The organism is Nocardia sp. NBC_01377, from assembly GCF_045040005.1.
Classification (GTDB): Bacteria; Actinomycetota; Actinomycetes; order Mycobacteriales; family Mycobacteriaceae; genus Nocardia; species Nocardia noduli.
In genome coordinates this window covers 1,259,910-1,277,209 of the sequence record NZ_CP109566.1, presented here as the reverse complement: position 1 = coordinate 1,277,209, position 17,300 = coordinate 1,259,910, and the positions used below count along the sequence as shown (strand labels likewise).

Here is a 17,300-nt window from a genome sequence, read left to right as displayed (position 1 = left end):
GCTCTCCCGCCGCCGGTTACGCGGTCTCGACGGGAACCCGTGAGCCGAGCAGTTCGAGCGCGTTGTCGCGCATCACCTTTCGGGTGTCCTCGTAGGAGAATTCCGGGAACTGCGGGATATCGGCGGTGAAGGTCGTGGGATAGGCGAGGCCTTCGCCGTGCGGCCAATCGGAGCCGAACAGGATCTTGTCCACGCCGATGGTCGCGGCGAGCAACTTGACGTCGTCCTCGTAGTACGGCGCGATCCAGACGTTGTTCTTCAGTTGCTCCACCGGATCCTCCTTGAAGTGGTACGGCGCGGTGTTCGCGGCCTTCTTCAAGCGTTTGATCAGCCGGTGGACGAAGTACGAACCGTTCTCGATGCTGACCACCTTGAGGTTCGGGTGGCGGGTGAAGACCTGGTGCACGATCAGCGAGGCCATGGTGTCGTGGATGGCGCGGTCGTCGAGCAGGATCTGATCGAGCGGATCCTTCTTGCCGAAGCCCTCGAATGTCGCCTGGCCGCCCCACAGCGCGTTGATGGCGAGGTATCCGCTGTCGGAGAGGTGGAAGCCGACGGGCACGCCCGCTTCGGCCAGCCGCGCCCACACCGGGTCGTGCAGCGGATCGCCCAGGGAGCGCGGCTTGGCCACACCGGGCACGGGCGCGGGGCGGACCAGCACCATCTTGGCGCCACGCGCCAGCACGAATTCGACTTCCTCGACCGCGGCGACCGGGTCTGCGAGGGAGATGATCGGCGCGGAGATCATCCGATGGTCGGGACGATCGAAGCCCCAGTCCTCGTCGAGCCACAGGTTGAACGCGTGCAGCGAGGCCATCGTCGCGGGGATGTCGTGTTTGAGCGCTTCCTCGACACCGCAGGCGAAGGTCGGCAGCATGAAGACCGTTTCCAGACTCTGCCGGTCCATGACGCGCACGCGGGCGTCGCGGTTCTGGTATTCGGGGTGGTCCGCCATGCGGTCCACCTTCATCAACGAGGCGGGGTCGACCCCTTCGGGAATCTCGCCGCGGAACAGCAGATCGAGGCAACCGGGCTCGATGATCGGGTCGAAGGTCGGGTTCGGGACGAAGTTGTTGACCTTGCCCGCCATCACCGCGAGCGTGCGTTTGCCGTCGTTGACCATGCGCACGCCGCGCTGCCTGAACTCCTTGGGCAAATGGCGAGTGAACGCGTCCAGCGTCTCGTAGTAGTGGTTGTCGACATCGACCGCCAGATAATCGAGCTTCGTCATTTCTTGTCCCTTTCGCTCCGGACAGGGCGCCCATCGCCGCAACCGGGTGGCCGCGACCGCCCGGCAGGCCGTCGCGGGCTTGCACGTATTCCTTACTGTATACCTATCGGTAGCGCGGTCCGCAAGTCACTCGGGAACGGTCGGGGGCCGCTCACCGACGCCACACCCCGCCGCGACGGCACGTGTCGAGGCCGAAACAGCGGGGGCGGGATATCACTTCACGGTGAACTTGGTCGCGTCGAGGATCAGGATGACGCGATCGTAGACATCGTCGGGCAGTGCGCTGTCGGTGTCGCCGTAGCGATCATTGAGCTCGCGATAGAACTCCCCCTTCGGATCACCGAGGACGGTGATCAGCCATCCCCGCGTCTCCAGACAGCGCGAGGGCACGTCCGGATCGGTGATGAGAAAGGCGTAGTTCGGGTTCGCCTGCAAGCTCGTGAACTTGCGACGCGGGATCGTGTGACTCATGCGCAGGCGCGCGCCGTCCCACGTGAAGCGCATCGGCGTCAGTTCGGGGGCCCCGTGCGGGGTCACGGTCGCGAGCACACCGACGATCGGACGTTGCAGCAGATCCTCGTATCCGGCAGGCACTTTTGAGATCATGAATGACTCCACCATAGGTCGACAGGCGCGAAAGTTGGTTCAACTGTAATTGATACAGTACGTGGATTGGCCGGGTCGGCGTCGTGTCCTCGCGCAGACCGGGTGACGAGGCGGGACAACGCGGCGGGCGTACTCGAGCGATCATGTGTCGGGAATCGTCGTGCGAAACGGTGCGCGGCGCGGGTCGCGAGAGGTGAGCGGACGTGGCTGGTCACGGGAGTCGACCGTGAGGATCTCGGTGCTCGGACCGATCCGGGTGGAGTCCGGCGCGGGTGTGGCAGATCCGGGCACCGGCCGTCAACTCGCGGTGCTGATCAGACTGCTCGCCGCGGGCGGACGGGTGGTCTCCACCGATCGCCTCATCGACGATCTGTGGAACGGCGAACCGCCACCGAAAGCGCTCGCGGCCCTTCAGGTGCACGTCTCGAATCTACGCCGGATCCTCGAACCGGACCGGCCACCGCGCGCACCGGCCAGGATCCTGGTCAGCGAGCAGCCCGGCTACGCGCTGCGACTGCCCGAACACGGGGTGGACGCGTGGGAGTTCGACGCGCTGATCTCGGCGGAGGCCGATGACGATCCGACCGCGCGATACCGGCGTCTGACGACCGCGCTCGCGCTGTGGCGCGGTGATCCCTTCGGCGCCTTCGCGTCGGAGTCGTGGGCCGGGGCCGAGGGCGCGCGCCTGCACGCGCTGCGCCTGTCCGCCGTGGAATATCGCGCGGCGACCGCGCTGGAACTCGGCAGAGCCGACGAGGTCGCCCATCTGCTTCCGGCCGAATGCGCGCAGCATCCGGCGCGTGAGGAACTGTTCCGGCTGCTCGCGCTCGCCCAGTACCGGCTCGGGCGTCAGGCCGACGCGCTGGCGACGCTGCGGACGGTGCGCGAATACCTGTCCGAGGAACTCGGCGTCGATCCCGGCCCCGCGGTCCGGCAACTCGAGGTCGACATCCTCGGCCACTCCCCCGCCCTGGTCGCCCGCCCGGCCGAGCCCGAGGTGGTCGCCGAACCGCGCGGCGGCGATACCCGCGCCGGAACCGAACAACGCGAATTCGCCGGGCGCGAAGCGGAATTGGCGACACTGACGCGGACCGCCGAAGCCGTCCGGACGTCGGGTCTGCGGGTGGTGTGGATCGTCGCCGAGGCGGGCGGCGGCAAATCCACCTTCGCCGAGACCCTGGCCGCGCGGCTGCGAGCGCGGGGGTGGACCGCGGCGACCGCCCACTGCCCCGAGGTGGACGGCGCGCCCGCGGCGTGGGCGTGGCGCGAACTGCTCGGCGAATTGGGCGACGGCGCCGATGTCGCCGACCCCTTCGACATCGCCCGCGCGGTCGTCGCCGCCTGCCGGGACCACCCGGACGGTGTGCTGCTCGTCGTCGACGATGTCCACCGCGCCGACAGCGCGACCTTGCAGGTGCTGCGACAGACTATCGCGTGGATGCGGCAGTTGCCGGTGCTCGTCGTCGCCACCTATCGACCGTCCGAAGCCGGGGCCGAACTCTCGGCGACGGCCGCCGCGCTGGTCGCGGTCACCGCAGACCGGCTCGAACTGGCCGGTCTGTCCGACGACGGGATCAGGGAGGTCGCCCGATCGGCCGGTCTCGACCCGCTGGACACCCCGACCCTGGAGATGTTGCGCGCCAGGACCGACGGCAATCCGCTCTTCGTCGGAGAGCTGGCGAAATGGGTGGCCTCGCGCGGTGCGCGCGACGCGCTGACCTCGATGCCGAGCGGTATCCGCGATGTGCTGCTGCGCCGGGTCGATCGGCTGCCCGCCGAGGTCGGACGGATGTTGCGGCTCGCGTCGGTCTGCGGGCGCAGTACCGCGATCGACACCCTGCTCGCGCTGTGGGCGAGTCCCGGTTCGACCGACGGCGAGGACGAGCTGCTCGACGCCATCGACACCGCGGCGGTGGCGGGTCTGCTCACCGCCGACACCGACCTGGTCGTCTTCCAGCACGTGCTGATACGCGACGCCCTCTACGAGAGCATCCCGGCGTTGCGCCTGCGCAGACTGCACTGGCGCACCATGGGCTACCTGGAATCGCTGCCGAGCCCCGACGCGGACGAACTCGCCTATCACGCGGCACGCGGCGCGACCCCGCAGACGGTCGAGCACGCACTCGGGCATGTCGAGACGGCGGCGCGGGCCCGGTTCGACTCGGAGTTCAGGGCCGATTCCGCGCCGCTGTGGCGCTTCGCCGTCGAATTGCGTGACAGCGCGGGGCACGGCGAACCCGGTGCGGCGGCAGCGGATCGCGCGGCCCTGGTCACCGCGTTGTGCGCGCTCGTCACCGCGCTCGCGCATCGCGGCGAGGTCTCGGACGCGCGTTCGGTGCGGGCGCGGGCGTTGTCGCTGGCACAGCGCGACGGCGACGAGCGGCTGGCGTTGCTCGCCCTGACCTCGTGGCGCACACCGCGAATCTGGACCACGCGCGAACAGCGTCTCGCCGATACCCAGATGACCTCGGCGGTGCTCGCGGCACTGCCCGGCACGACCGGAGCCGATCGGGTCCGGCTGCTCGTCACCGCGGTCTTCGAATTCGAGGGCAACGACACCCCTTTCACCATCGAATGCGCCACCGAGGCCGCGCGCCTGGCCCGCGAAATCGGTGATTCCGAATTGTCGTGCGCCGCGCTCAACGCGCTCGCGTACACCGCGCTCGGGCCCGACCTGAGTACCGAACTCCCCGCCATCACCGCGGAATTCCTCACGGTGGCAGCGGATTCCGGCATCGTCGTCTACCGCGCCGCCGCGCACTACTATCGCTTCCTCGCGCACCTGTCCCGCACCGATCTGCTGTCGGCCGCCTCGGAAGTTCGACTCGGACTCGAGACCGCCTCCAGCGGCCGGGTCGGCGAACTGGTCGTGGTGCTGTCGGCATTCGACGCCGTACTCGACGTGCTGCGCGGCGATCTCGACCGGGCCGCGGGCCGCTATGCCGACCTGGCGGCGCGGCTCACCGCCGCCGGTTTGGCCAACGGCGCCGAGATCGGGCTGGTCGGACAGATGGTGATCGCCTGGTTCCGCGGGTCCTCGGCGCATCTGGTCGAACCGCTGTCGCTGTCCTATCACTATGCGCCGCAGACGATCTCGTGGGTGTATGTGGTCGCGTTGCTCGACGCGGGGCGGGAGGCCGAGGCCCGGGTGGTGGCCGAGCGCGACCACGAGGTCGGTCGCGATTTCTATTGGACGGCGCTGTCGGTCTTCCAGGCCCGCGCGCTGGTGCGGTTGCGGATGCGCGACCGGGCCTCGGTCCTCTACGACGAACTGCGGCACTGGTCGGGCACGGTCGCCGGGTTGAATTCCGCGTCGGTGACCTTCGGGCCGATGGACGATGTGCTGGCCGAACTCGCCGAACTGCTCGATGACACCGACGCCGCGACCGCCCACCGCGCCCGTGCCGCCGAAGTGCGGGAGCGGGTCGCCACCGCGTTGGCCGCGATGGTCAGCCCGCGATGATCGCCTCGCGCTTGTCGAAGGAGCGCACCAGCACCTTCAGCATCAGCCGGATCACCACACCGGCCTCGGCCCGCATCTTCGCGAGTTCCCGTTCGTCGGCGTAACGGACTACCCTCGGCACCTCGAATCTCATATCGCCGCCCTTCTTCGCGGCCTGCTCGACCCGATCCCACTCCGCGACGCCGACGTACCGGTCGACCACGGGGAATACGATCTTCTCCTCCTCACCGATATGTTCGGAGAGCAACGCGTGCGCCGAATCCAGCGCGACGGAGAGATCGCCCGCCGCCCTTCGCCGGTCGGCACCGGCGGCGCGGAACCCGGTCGCCCGGTCGCGCAGTGTCGCCAGCACGGCCTCGAGTTGGACGTGGTCGTCGGAGAGTTCGTGCACGTCGATGGCCGAACCCGCCGCCGCGACGAGAATCGGCCAGACGATGTCGTCCTCGATGCTGTGGTGATGGTGGATCGAGTCGCACAGCAGGTGCACGTACTCGGCGATGGCATCGGCCCGCCGCTGTCCGCACACCGATCCGGCGGCGATCGCGCCCGCGATACGCGCGAATCGGGCGGTGTCGGCGAGCATGCCGCGATGGGCGATCTTCATACCGGTGACATCGGGGGTCACACGGGCGGTGACGGCGGTTTCGGGCGTGCGTGTCATGGCGCCTCCTGGGCTGTTGGCGGGATCTCGGGCTTGTTCGCCCCGTGTGGATCCCACCTTGCGCCAGGCAACTTGCGGCACACTTGTCTCCCGCTTGCGCACCCGGTCGCGAACTCGGGTCGCCTCGGTGTTCGTCGACAGCCGTGGTCCTCGTCCGGCGTACATCGTTCCCGTGCAACACGTTCGGGCCCTGCCGACCGGCGTAGCCGGACAGCGCGGTACCCGGGGCCGTCGATGACCCCGGGTACCGATCACGCCTTGTCCCGACACTCGGAGTCCGGCATCCGCCGCGGGAGTGTCGGGCGCCTACTTGGGCTGGAACCGCTGTCCGCCGTCGATGCGCACGACCTCACCGTTGATGTAGGGGTTCTCCAGCAGGTGCTGGGCCAGGAAGGCGTATTCGTCCGGGGTGCCGAGGCGCTTGGGGAACGGGACCGCTTTGGCGAACTGGCCGAGTTTCTCCTCGCCGAGGAAATCCATGATCGGGGTGTGCATCGTGCCGGGGGCGATGCTGTTGACGCGGATGCCGATGGCGCTCAGGTCGCGGGCGGCGCGGGCTCACTGACCGGTCCAGACGGGGGGCCGTTTCTCGGCGAAGGCCTTCGCGCCTTCCTTCGCGTCCTTCGTTCCGAACACCGGGGCGATGAGCTCGATCTGCTTCTGCCACATCTCGGCGGTGCTCCACTCGGCGGATTTCACCATGACCTCTTTGGTCACCGCGACCGCGATCGGACCGTTGGCCGTGATCCGGTCCGCCAGCGCCAACGCCTGCTCGAGCGCTTCCCCGGGTTCGGCCAGAACATTCACGAAACCCCAGCCCGCGGCCTCTTCGGCGGTGAAATTGTCGCCGGTCAGCGCCAATTCGAGCGCCTTCTGATACGGAATGCGGTGCTGGAGCCGCAACAAGGCGCCGCCGCCCGCTACCAGGCCGCGTTTGACTTCCGGGATGCCGAATTTCGCGGTCTTGGCGGCCACGACCAGATCGGTGGCAAGCACCAGTTCCGTGCCGCCCGCCAGGGCGTAACCCTCGACCGCCGCGATGAGTGGCTTGATCGGCGGCTTCCCGGTGAACCCGAGACCGCGACCGGGGATATAGGGGTAGTCGCCCGCCGCGAAAGCCTTCAGATCCATTCCCGCACTGAAGTTCCCACCGCTTCCGGTGAGCACCGCGACCGACAGTTCGGGGCTGCCGTCGAGCTCGTCGAGCGCTTCGGCCAAGCCCTGGCTGACCGCCAGATTGACCGCATTACGCGCGTCGGGCCGGTTGATCGTGATGACCAACGTGCGCCCGCGGCGTTCCAGCAGCACTTCGTCCGACACCGGTACCTCCACTGGTCCTTATTATAGAAAACGCTACTATAAGTATTACTGTAAGAAAAGGAATGCTCGCCGACCGGCGTGGGTCGCCCCGGCAGCGAGCATCCGCGAAGCGATCGGTCAGACCTCGATGACCAGGGCCCCACCCATGCCGCCGCCCGCGCACATCGCCGAGACGCCGATGCCGCCGCCGCGGCGTAGTCGTCGGCGGTGACCGTGACGGCCGCGGCGGCGTCGTTGATACCGCTGCTGTTACCCGCGGTGACCGAGAAGCCCTCGATCTCCGGATGCAGGACCGGAAGCGAGGCCAGCCGCTCGAGGGTGGTGTCACGCCTGGGGTGTTCGTCGGCGGCGAAGTCGATGACCGAACCGTCGGCCTGCGTGATCTTCAGCGGCAGGATCTCCTCGGCGAATTTGCCCGCGTCGGCGGCGGCGACGGCGCGCTGATGCGACCGCAAAGCCCATTCGTCCATGGCCTGCCTGCTGATGCCGACCTTCTCGGCGGTGTTCCAGCCGACGGTGATCGACATGTCCAGGGCGGGCGCGTCGGGGGTCTCCGGATGCGACGGCGGCATCCACGGCTCCTTGAACTCCATCGGGTCCGAACCCGGCACCCGCCACTTCATCAGCGGCGAGGTCGACAGCGACTGCACGCCACCGGCGACGATCACCCGCTCCGCGCCCGCGCCGATATGGGCGGCCGCGTTGGCGATCGAGGTCAGACTGCCCGCGCAGTGCCGGTTCACCGCCTGGCCGGGCACGCTCTCCATACCGCTGGCCACGGCGGCGTGACGAGCCAGATCACCACCGCCGTAATTCAATTCGGCGAGGATGACGTCGTCCACCTCGGACGGATCGACCCCGGAGCGGCGGACCGCTTCGGTCAGGATGTTGATCGCGAGCGTCTCCGAGGACACGTTCACGAGCGCACCCTTGAAGGATCGGCCGATCGCGGTCCTGACGGCGCTGACGATGACGGGTTTGGCCATATCACTCAACCTCTGAGCTTGAGATTTAACCTCTGAGCTGGGGTAGGTCGCCCCGGTTGATCATGGGTGAAGCCCTTGGTTGATGATTCATCTTGCTACAGAACGAATCTCATGAACCAAGGGCTTCGATGAACAGTGTGCACGATCCTGGTCGCGAGGGTGCGGCCGGGGAGTTGTCGGCGTTTCGGCAGGAGTTGTACCGGTGTGCGAGCGCGCGAGCGGATGCGTTGTTCGAGCTGTGTGAGGCGGTGTTGTGCGCGGACGGGCCGGTGACCACGCTGGTCGGGTTGTCTCTGGTGGCCGAGCATCGCCGTGGTCATGGCGGTATGTACGACGCGCTGGCGGCGGGCCGGCTCGATGTCACCAGGCTGCGGCGGGCGGTGACCGGATTGCCGGTCCCGTGTGAGCGCGGCGGCCGGATCAGGCTGGCGGTGGATGTGTCACCGTGGCTGCGGCCCGACGCTATGACCAGTGCCGACCGTTGTTTCTGTCATACCTATGGGCGCGGCAAGGGCAACGCGCAGCTGATCCCGGGCTGGCCGTACTCGTTCGTCGCCGCGCTCGAGTCCGGGGCGTCGAGCTGGTGCGCGCTGCTGGACGCGCAGCGTATCGGCCGTGACGAGGACCTCACCGCGGTGACCGCCGCCCAGGTCCGCGACGTGGTTGCCCGGCTGCGCGCGGCCGGGCATCATCGGCCCGGGGATCGCGACATCGTGATCGTGTTCGACGCCGGCTACGATATCTGCCGCTTGGCGTGGCTGTTGGCGGATCTGCCGGTTGAGCTGGTAGGTAGGGTGCGGTCGGATCGGGTGTTCTGCTTCCCCGCCGCCGCGCGGGCCCGCACGGGCCGCCCGCCGCGCCACGGCCCGGTGTTCACCCTCGCCGACCCGGCGACCCATCCCGAGCCCGCGGTCACGACCAGCACCGACACCCTTCGCTACGGCACCGCCCGCACCACTGCCTGGCACCGGTTGCATCCCCGGCTCACCCACCGCGGCCCCTGGGCCGACCTCGACGGTCCGCCACCGATCATCGAGGGCGCCCTGATCCGGTTGACCGTGGATCGGCTACCCGGCGACCGAAACCCGAAACCGGTGTGGCTGTGGACATCCCGTGCCGAAAGCGCCGCAGCGGACGTGGACCGCTACTGGCAGGCGTTCCTGCGCCGCTTCGACATCGAGCACACCTTCCGGTTCCTGAAACAAACCCTCGGCTGGACCCGGCCCCGGGTCCGTACCGCCGCCCAGGGCGACCGCTGGACCTGGCTGATCCTCACCGCCCACACCCAGCTGCGGCTCGCACGCGGCCTCACCACCGACCTGCGCCGCCCCTGGGAGAAACCCGTCACCGACCCGCACCGGCTCACCCCCGCCCGCGTCCGTCGCGGGTTTCGCCACCTCCGCCGGAAAACCCCCAATCCGGCCAGCGCGCCGAAACCCTCACGCCCCGGCCCCGGCCGCCCGAAAGGCAGCAAGAACCGGCACATCGCGCCACATCCAGAGGTCGGCAAAACCCGTGTGGCCCCGGCTACGCCGGGGCCACAACCTTAAATCTCAAGCTAAGTTATCGAGCCGCACCCGCTGGCGCGGCGTCCATGATGGGAGATTCAACTACAGTATTTCATACAGTATTGTCGACAAACGAGGGTCGACGTCGCGCGACCGGATCGCGGGACCGTCATCGTGAGACCTCCACCATGTCGAAATCGGCCTTCTCGGCGCCGCAGTCGGGGCAGGTCCAGTCGGCGGGGATGTCTTCCCAACGGGTGCCCGGCGCGAGGCCGTCGTCGGGCAGGCCGAGTCGACCTCGGCGACGAGTTCGGTTCGCAATGGCGTCAAAGTGGTCGACGACACCATCATCCGCGGCGGCGAGAACATCGCGCCGGCCGAACTGGAGGATGTGCTCGTCGAGCATCCCGAGGTGCGCGAGACCGCCGTCATCGGCTTGCCCGACCCCCAATGGGGCCAGATCATCGTCGCCGTCGTCGTACCGGCCCCCGGCTGCGATCCCGATCCGGTCGCCGCGTCGACACGGGTGTCGAGGGCGACCAGTTGCCTGCCCTCAGCGCCGCGGCGCTCATCGCCCCCATCGTCGCGCCCGGGTAGGCGAAAGTGGCGGTCTGGCTGTCGAATCCGATCAACGACATCACCATCGAGCCGAAGCCGTACGCCTTGCGCAACGTGACGTGCAATTTCAGCGTGGTGGCCGCGGTCTGGGCGACGAACATCCTCGCACCGCTGCGCAGCACCCCTTCGGCTTCGGATTCGCTGCCGGGCAGCATGCCCGGGTTGTCGGCGAGGAAGATGATCGGCAGGTGGAACGAATCGGCGACCTGGATGAAGTGGGCGGCCTTGTCCGCGGCGTCACTGTCGATCGAACCCGCGAGCACCTCGGGCTGATTGGCCACCACCGCGACGGGATGACCGCCGAGATGGGCGAGCGCGCAGACGATGGCCGTGCCGAATTCGGGCTGCACCTCGAACCAGTCGGTGTCGTCGAAGACCACGTCCAGCACTGCGCGCATGTCGTAGGTGCTGCGATTGTCGCGGGACACGATGTTCAGCAGTTCCGGTGTCGCCCTGGCGCCGGTCGAATCGTCGGGCAGATAGACCGGCGGATAGGACCACGCGCTCGACGGGAAATAGGACAGATAGCGGCGGATCTCGTCGAGGACCTCCTCGTCGGTCTCGCCGAGATTGTGGACGACCCCTCTGGGCAGCGCCACGTTCGGCCCGCCCAGATCCTCCTTGGTGACGTCCTCGCCCGTCGACATCTTCACCACCGGCGGCCCGGCGGTGAAGATCGCGCCCTGACGGCTCATGATCGCGAAATCCGACACCGGCGCGATCAGCGCACCGTGACCGGCCGACGGTCCGAGTACTCCGGTGACCATCGGAATCCGGCCGGAACACTGCGCCTGGGCGAGTAGATCGGTGGGGGTGCGCCCGTAGTGGGCGCCGGTGGGACGAAATCCCGCGCCTTCGAGCAGCATCACCAACGGCACCTTGTTCCGCACCGCCAGTTCGGCCAGCCGGTAGCGTTTGGAATTGCTGCCCGGCGCGATGGTGCCCGCGAGCGTCGTGAAATCCTCGGCCCCCACCATCACCGGCGACCCGTTGATCAGACCGGAGCCGGTCACGATCGCGTCGGCGGGGACCTCACCACCGACCAGGGTGCCGAATTCCTGGAACGTGCCGGGATCGAGCAGTCGCTCGATCCGCGCACGCGCGTCGAGTTTGCCCTTGCCCCGATGTTTGGCGACCCGCTCCGGCCCGCCCATCGCCTGCGCGAGGGCACGGCGGCGCCCGAGGTCGTCGAGTGGTTCGTCCCAGGTCTGGGCATTGGTCATTTCCGAATCCTTTTTCCTGTGCCGACTCCTCGACCAGGGCACGTCGATGGGTCGGTGCCGCGTATCGCACCCGCGGTGCTGCGGTGGTGTTGCCGACGGTCAGGTCAGCGAGTATCGAATCGGAAGGTGCTTGAGACCGCCGACGAAAGTCGTCGCGGTGAGTTCGGGCTCACCCGCGAGTTCGATCGACTTCAGCCGGGGCAGCAATTCCGCGAGGAACTTTCCGATCTCCATGCGCGCCAGACCCGCGCCCAGGCAGAAATGTACGCCGAATCCGAAGGCGACATGCTTGTTCGGCTCGCGTTCGATATCGAAGCGGAACGGATCGACGAAGGCGTCCTCGTCGCGATTCGCCGATACGTAGGAGAGCAACAGCGAATCACCCGCCGGAATCGTCACGCCGTTTACCACCGAGTCCTCGGCGGCGGTGCGCATGAAGGCCTTGACCGGTGTCACCCAGCGGATGATCTCCTCGGTCGCCTGCGGGATGAGGTCGAGATTGCCGCGCAGCAGATCGAGCTGTTCGGGATGTTCGGCGAGGGCGCGCAGGCCGCCGGAGATGCTGCTGCTGGTGGTGTCGTGTCCGGCGGTGGCGATGATCGCGTAGTAGGACATCGTGTCGATATCGGAGAGCGGCGCACCGTCCAACGTGGCGTTGGCGATCGTCGAGGCGAGATCGTCGGTCGGATGCTCGCGCCGCGCGTCGGTCAGCGTCTTGAAGTAGGCGAACATCTCCAGCAGCGAGTTCATCGTCTCGTCCGACGGCGTCGACCGCTTCAGTTCGTCGTCGTCGCTGCCGACCAGTTCCTGGGTGAGTTCGAGCATGAGCGGAAAGTCGGCCTCGGGGACGCCGAGCAGCGACATGATCACGTAGAGCGGGAAGTTGACCGCGACCTCCTGGACGAAATCGCATTCACCGCCCGCGTCCCGCATCTTGTCCACGTAGCGTTTCGCGAGTTCGTCGATCCGAACCCCCATCGCGCGCATGGCCTTCGGACTGAACCAGTCCGCCGCGATGGCGCGCACGATCCGGTGCTGCGGATCGTCCATGTGGATCAGCGTGCGAATCCCCACGGCCGCCTGCATCTCGTCGGACTGGGCGGTCATCAGCACCGGCCGCGGCCAGTTGGTGAACGCGTGGTTGGCGCGTTCGACCGCCATCACGTCGGCGTGTTTGGTGATCGCCCAGAACGGCTTGTACGACGGCGCCTCCACCAGCGAAACGGGTGCGGTCGCACGCGCCCTCGCCAACGCGTCGTGCAGCCGCTTCTCGTCGGTGTACGCGGTCGGGTCGGCGAGGACGTTCGCGGCTTCGTCGACGATCGGCATGCTCATCAGCGGCCCTTCCGTTTCTTGGGGATTTCCCGCGATCCGGGCGCCGCGCACGCGACGTCCCGATCGTTGTGTGGACCACAAGCGTGATTTATAGTGACCCTTACTGTCAAGCATTCTGTAATGGATGCCAGTGAACGTATCGAAGCGGCGGTCCCCATGGTTTCCGAGCAGCTTTCCGAGCAACGCAAAGTCGTCGTGGTCGGCGCCGGATCGGGCATCGGAGCAGCGACGGCCGCGCATTTCCACGAGCGCGGCGACTACGTGCTCGCGGTGGACGTCCGCCCGAACGAGACACCCGCCTCGCGGCACGAACTGTGTGATCTGCGCGACGCAGCCGCGATCGCCGCGCTGCTCGATCGGATCGGACCGCAGTCGGATCTGCTGGCCTACGTCGCGGGCGTGCCCGGCACCGCCCTCGCCGCGGACGTACTGAAGGTCAACTACCTCGGCATGCGACTGTTCACCACCGGGATGCTGCCGCTGTTGCGGCAGGGCGGCGCGATCGTCACCGTCGCCTCGGTCGCGGCGCTGGGCTGGCAACAGCGCGTCGACGACCTGAAAGGCCTACTGGAGGCGACCGACGCCGAGACCGTCGAACAGTGGCAGGCGACCCAGGATCCGAACTACCCGGTGTACAGCACCTCGAAGCAGGCCGCGATCATCTTCGCGAAGCGGCTGGCGCCCGCGGCCTGGCAGAAATACGGAATCCGCGTGAACACCGTGAGCCCGGGGCCGACCGAGACGCCGATCCTCACCGATTTCGAGGATTCGATGGGCAAGGAGGTCCTCGACACCGTCAAGGCCATGGTCGGCAGGTATGCCACCGTCGCCGATATCGTGCCGGTGATCGCCTTCCTCGGCTCCCCCGAAGCACGCTGGATCAAAGCCCAGGACATCCACGTCGACGGCGGATTCGTCGCACCGATGTCGGTCGGCGCGCCGATCGAGCTCTGACCGGACGGCACGATCCGAGCGACAGTCGGCGCCGACCGGCGCGGTGATCCCCACCGCGACACCGCGCGCCGACCCCGAATTACACATTGCCGCGAGAACTGAGGCCATATACTGTATCTATTACAGTAATAGATACTCTTCGAGAGTCGTGCGGTGTGACGAGTCAGAGGTGAGCTGTGGACAGCCCTGTTCAGGACAAATCGGCAGCGAGTGGCGACACTCTCGATCTGCGTGATCCCTACCCGTTCTTCACCGCGAGACGGCGCGAGGGCGGCGTCTTCCACGGAACGGTCATGGACTACTCCAAGACCCCGGAATCGTTGCGCCCCGCCGATTCCTACGCCGCGCTGTCCTGGACGGCGGTGAACAAGGCCCTGCGCAACAGCAAGGTCTTCAGCACCGCGCTCTACGACTCGACGATCGGCGTCTTCATGGGGCCGACCATCCTCGCGATGGACGGCAGCACGCACAGGGCGCACCGGAACCTGGTGTCGGCGGCGTTCAAACCGCAGTCGCTCTCGGTCTGGGAGCCCGACGTCGTGCGACCGATCTGCGAATCGCTGATCGACGAATTCATCGACGAGGGCCGCGCGGATCTGGTGAAGGATTTCACCTTCGAATTCCCCACCAGGGTCATCGCGAAGTTGCTCGGTCTGCCCGCCGAGGATCTGCCGTTCTTCCGCCGGGCCGCCGTGTCGATCATCAGCTACGCGGGCAATGTCCCGCGCGCGCTGGAGGCGTCCAAGGAACTGAAGGAATACTTCCTCGGACATATCGAACAGCGCAGGTCGAATCCGACCGGCGACATCATCAGCGATCTGGTGACCGCCGAGATCGACGGCGAGAAACTCAGCGATCGGGCGATCTACTCGTTCCTGCGATTGCTGTTGCCCGCGGGTCTGGAAACCACCTACCGATCCTCCGGGAATCTGCTGCACCTGCTGCTGACCCATCCCGAGCAATTCGCCGCCCTCGAGCAGAACCACGATCTGCTCCCCCAGGCGATCGAAGAGGGACTCCGGTACGAGACGCCGCTGACCCTCGTGCAGCGCTATGTCACCGAGGACACCGAATTGGAGGGCGTCGCCATTCCCCAGGGCGCCGTACTCGATCTGGTCCTCGGCGCGGCCAATCGCGACGAGAATCGCTGGGAGCGGCCGGAGGAATTCGATATCCACCGCACCCACATTCCGCACATCAGTTTCACCGCGGGTGCGCACACCTGCCTCGGACTGCATCTCGCGCGCATGGAAACCCGCGCGGCGATGGAGGCGCTGTTGCGGCGGCTGACGAATATCACCCTGCTGACCGACGGCGACCCGCACATCTTCGGTCAGCCGTTCCGCTCCCCGACCTCGATTCCGGTGACCTTCGATGTCCGCTGAACCGCGCCACCGCGACCTCTTCGATCTGTCCGGGCGCTCGGCGCTGGTCACCGGCGCGGCGGGTGGTATCCCCCTGTCGCACAAACGTGCCTACGATCTGCTGATCCAGGCCGAATCGGGGGTATGCGCGGTCACCGGTTTCGCGGGCGCACCCGCGAAACCGGGTCCACCGATCGCCGATATCTGCTCGGGACTGTATGCGGCACTGACGATTCTGGCGGTGATCTGCGCCAGGCGCGCGGACGGGGCCGGCGCGCCCCACCCCGCGGCGGCCTCGGCGAGTCTGTTCGACACCGCCGCGGAACTGATGGGGTACGCGCTGAACTACACCCGCCACACCGGGGTGTCGATCCGCCGCCCGCGACCGCTGGCGGCGGATCGACACCCCGGTGGGCCCGGTGCCCGCCCTGCTGCCGCCGCCGATCATCGCGGGCTTCCAGCCGCCCATGGGCGCGATCCCCGGTCTCGGGCAACATACCGATACCGCGCTGGCGGGCGCGGGATTCACCACCGACGAGATCGCTCGTATGCGTGCGGCCGGGGCGATCGGCTCCGGCGCGCACGACGCGGCGCAAGTGAAAGACATCCCAGGAGGGTTGAATGTCAAGCAGCAGCCTTCTGAGCCGACAGCGGCCAGGCTGTGGCCTCGTCGTAGGGGGTTCCGGTTTTGAGGCAGCCGTGCAGGATTCCCACGAGTCGGTTGGCGAGTTGACGCAGGGCGGGGTAGTGGTTGACGCCGCGGGCTCGCTGCTTGTCGTAGTAGGCGCGGGCGTCCGGGGAACGCATCATCGCGGTCTGGGCCTGGGCGGTGAGGGCGTCGATCAGGCGGTCGTTGTGCACGAACCGCGCCAGGGCGACTTTCTTCTTGCCCGACGCGCGGGTGATCGGGGAGGTGCCCGCGTAGTTCTTGCGGGCCTTGGCGCTGGCGTAGCGGGTCGGGTCGTCACCGAATTCTGCGAGCACCCGGGCGCCGAGGATTGTCCCCAGTCCCGGCTGGGACAGGATGATCTCAGCGGCCGGGTGCTGCCCAAAATGGGCATCGACCTGCTCGGCGAGGGTCTTGATCTGGGTGTTCAGCACGCCCGGGACAGCCAGCAGCGAATGAACAGAGGCGGCATAGGCTTGTGTGACGATCTCGGGTTGTCCGAGGTGATCGGCGCGCAGCGCGGCCTGGATGATCGGGGCCTTGTCGGCGATGTTCTTGCGGCGTGCTCGTTTCATCGCGGCACTGATCTGGGCGATCGTCAGCCGGGCGGCCCGGGCCGGGGTGGGTGCTTTGCCCAGCAGTTCCAGGGTGTCGGCGGCGTCGAGGTCGTCGAACGCATCCAGCGCTGCGGGGAAGTAGTCGCGCAGGGTGTGTCGCAGCCGCTGGGTGTGGCGGGTTCGTTCCCAGATCATGCTCTTGTGGGTTCGGGCCACGACTTCGACCGCCTCGGCGCGGTCGGAGTCACCGGCGACCGGGCGCAGCTCGTGGGCGTGGGTGCGGACCATGTCCGCCAGCACGTGCGCGTCGGCGGCGTCGCTTTTCGCCCTCGACACCCCGAGCCGGTCACGAAACCTCGCCGCTTGCAACGGATTCACCGCCAGCACCGCGTATCCGGCGGCGACCAAGGCACTCACCCACGGGCCGCGATCGGTCTCGATCCCGATCAGCACCTCGACCTCATCGGCATCCTCGCCTACCAGGTCGCCGATGATCGCGTGCAGCTTCGCCATCCCGGCCACGCCCTCGGGCAGCCGGGCCTTGGCCAGGCGGCGGCCCGAATTGTCCATCACCTCCACATCGTGATGCGCCTCAGCCCAGTCATCACCAACGAACAACCTCAACGATTCTCCCGTACTCGATATCGATCACCACCTCTTCGGCAGCCCGCAGGAGAACTATCAGCGACCTAATCAAGCAATGCCCACGCCGCCGAAGCGGCAGGCACGACATCCCAGCAGCGATCAACTCTCCCGACCCACCGGCAGGGGCACTGTCTTTCATCAGGACTCGATGTCCAGGAACCA

The 17,300-nt window shown here is 67.5% G+C and carries 11 protein-coding genes and 5 pseudogenes; 6 read left to right on the top strand and 10 right to left on the bottom strand.

Annotated elements, in window-relative coordinates; translation table 11 throughout:
* Positions 1-16: 16 nt before the first annotated feature.
* Both OG225_RS05985 and OG225_RS05980 read right to left on the bottom strand, forming a co-directional pair.
* On the bottom strand, positions 17-1,231 hold the full coding sequence (locus OG225_RS05985) for an amidohydrolase family protein (protein WP_405180745.1): 1,215 nt from the start codon (positions 1,229-1,231) through the stop codon (positions 17-19).
* 213 nt (positions 1,232-1,444) lie between these two features.
* Positions 1,445-1,837 carry a pyridoxamine 5'-phosphate oxidase family protein gene (locus OG225_RS05980; protein WP_405180744.1) on the bottom strand — a complete coding sequence of 131 codons (393 nt, stop codon included), beginning with the start codon at positions 1,835-1,837 and terminating at the stop codon, positions 1,445-1,447.
* A gap of 226 nt (positions 1,838-2,063) precedes the next feature.
* On the opposite strand from OG225_RS05980, the gene OG225_RS05975 reads away from it, so the two are divergent.
* Positions 2,064-5,300 carry a BTAD domain-containing putative transcriptional regulator gene (locus OG225_RS05975; protein WP_405180743.1) on the top strand — a complete coding sequence of 1,079 codons (3,237 nt, stop codon included), beginning with the start codon at positions 2,064-2,066 and terminating at the stop codon, positions 5,298-5,300.
* On the opposite strand, the gene OG225_RS05970 is transcribed toward OG225_RS05975, so the two are convergent.
* From OG225_RS05970 to OG225_RS05955, 4 genes and pseudogenes are all read right to left on the bottom strand, one after another.
* Complete coding sequence (locus OG225_RS05970) at positions 5,287-5,961, bottom strand: hemerythrin domain-containing protein (protein WP_405180742.1); 675 nt, start codon at positions 5,959-5,961, stop codon at positions 5,287-5,289. The genes OG225_RS05975 and OG225_RS05970 overlap by 14 nt on opposite strands.
* Before the next feature lie 306 nt (positions 5,962-6,267).
* Positions 6,268-6,513 (bottom strand): annotated as a pseudogene (locus tag OG225_RS05965) (SDR family oxidoreductase); the annotation flags it as partial.
* 6 nt (positions 6,514-6,519) lie between these two features.
* Complete coding sequence (locus tag OG225_RS05960) at positions 6,520-7,281, bottom strand: crotonase/enoyl-CoA hydratase family protein (RefSeq protein ID WP_405180741.1); 762 nt, start codon at positions 7,279-7,281, stop codon at positions 6,520-6,522.
* Positions 7,282-7,418: 137 nt separating this feature from the next.
* A pseudogene (locus tag OG225_RS05955) lies at positions 7,419-8,267 on the bottom strand (thiolase family protein); the annotation flags it as partial.
* A 128-nt stretch (positions 8,268-8,395) separates the two neighbouring features.
* Between OG225_RS05955 and OG225_RS05950 the strand changes: the two are divergent.
* Complete coding sequence (locus tag OG225_RS05950) at positions 8,396-9,817, top strand: NF041680 family putative transposase (RefSeq protein ID WP_331758060.1); 1,422 nt, start codon at positions 8,396-8,398, stop codon at positions 9,815-9,817.
* A 127-nt stretch (positions 9,818-9,944) separates the two neighbouring features.
* Here OG225_RS05950 and OG225_RS05945 read toward each other — a convergent pair whose 3' ends face one another.
* On the bottom strand, positions 9,945-10,181 hold the full coding sequence (locus tag OG225_RS05945; RefSeq protein ID WP_405180740.1) for a rubredoxin: 237 nt from the start codon (positions 10,179-10,181) through the stop codon (positions 9,945-9,947).
* Here OG225_RS05945 and OG225_RS05940 point away from each other — a divergent pair.
* Positions 10,113-10,283, top strand: a pseudogene (locus tag OG225_RS05940) (AMP-binding enzyme); the annotation flags it as partial. The gene OG225_RS05945 and the pseudogene OG225_RS05940 overlap by 69 nt on opposite strands.
* Positions 10,284-10,329: 46 nt before the next feature.
* Here OG225_RS05940 and OG225_RS05935 read toward each other — a convergent pair.
* A pseudogene (locus tag OG225_RS05935) lies at positions 10,330-11,616 on the bottom strand (acyl-CoA carboxylase subunit beta); the annotation flags it as partial.
* A gap of 99 nt (positions 11,617-11,715) precedes the next feature.
* Positions 11,716-12,951: a cytochrome P450 gene (locus OG225_RS05930; protein ID WP_405180739.1), complete on the bottom strand. Its 1,236-nt coding sequence runs from the start codon at positions 12,949-12,951 to the stop codon at positions 11,716-11,718.
* A gap of 156 nt (positions 12,952-13,107) precedes the next feature.
* On the opposite strand from OG225_RS05930, the gene OG225_RS05925 reads away from it, so the two are divergent.
* From OG225_RS05925 to OG225_RS05915, 3 genes and pseudogenes are all read left to right on the top strand, one after another.
* The gene (locus tag OG225_RS05925) at positions 13,108-13,905 is read left to right on the top strand and encodes an SDR family oxidoreductase (protein WP_405183208.1); all 798 of its coding nucleotides are present in this window, start codon (positions 13,108-13,110) and stop codon (positions 13,903-13,905) included.
* A gap of 176 nt (positions 13,906-14,081) precedes the next feature.
* Positions 14,082-15,290 (top strand): cytochrome P450, encoded by a 1,209-nt coding sequence (locus OG225_RS05920; protein WP_405180738.1) that lies wholly within the window; start codon positions 14,082-14,084, stop codon positions 15,288-15,290.
* Positions 15,291-15,336: 46 nt separating this feature from the next.
* Positions 15,337-15,841, top strand: a pseudogene (locus tag OG225_RS05915) (CoA transferase); the annotation flags it as partial.
* 52 nt (positions 15,842-15,893) lie between these two features.
* Here OG225_RS05915 and OG225_RS05910 read toward each other — a convergent pair.
* Entirely contained in the window at positions 15,894-17,111 is a 1,218-nt protein-coding gene (locus OG225_RS05910; RefSeq protein ID WP_405183207.1) for an IS110 family transposase, read from the bottom strand.
* Positions 17,112-17,300 lie beyond the last annotated feature (189 nt).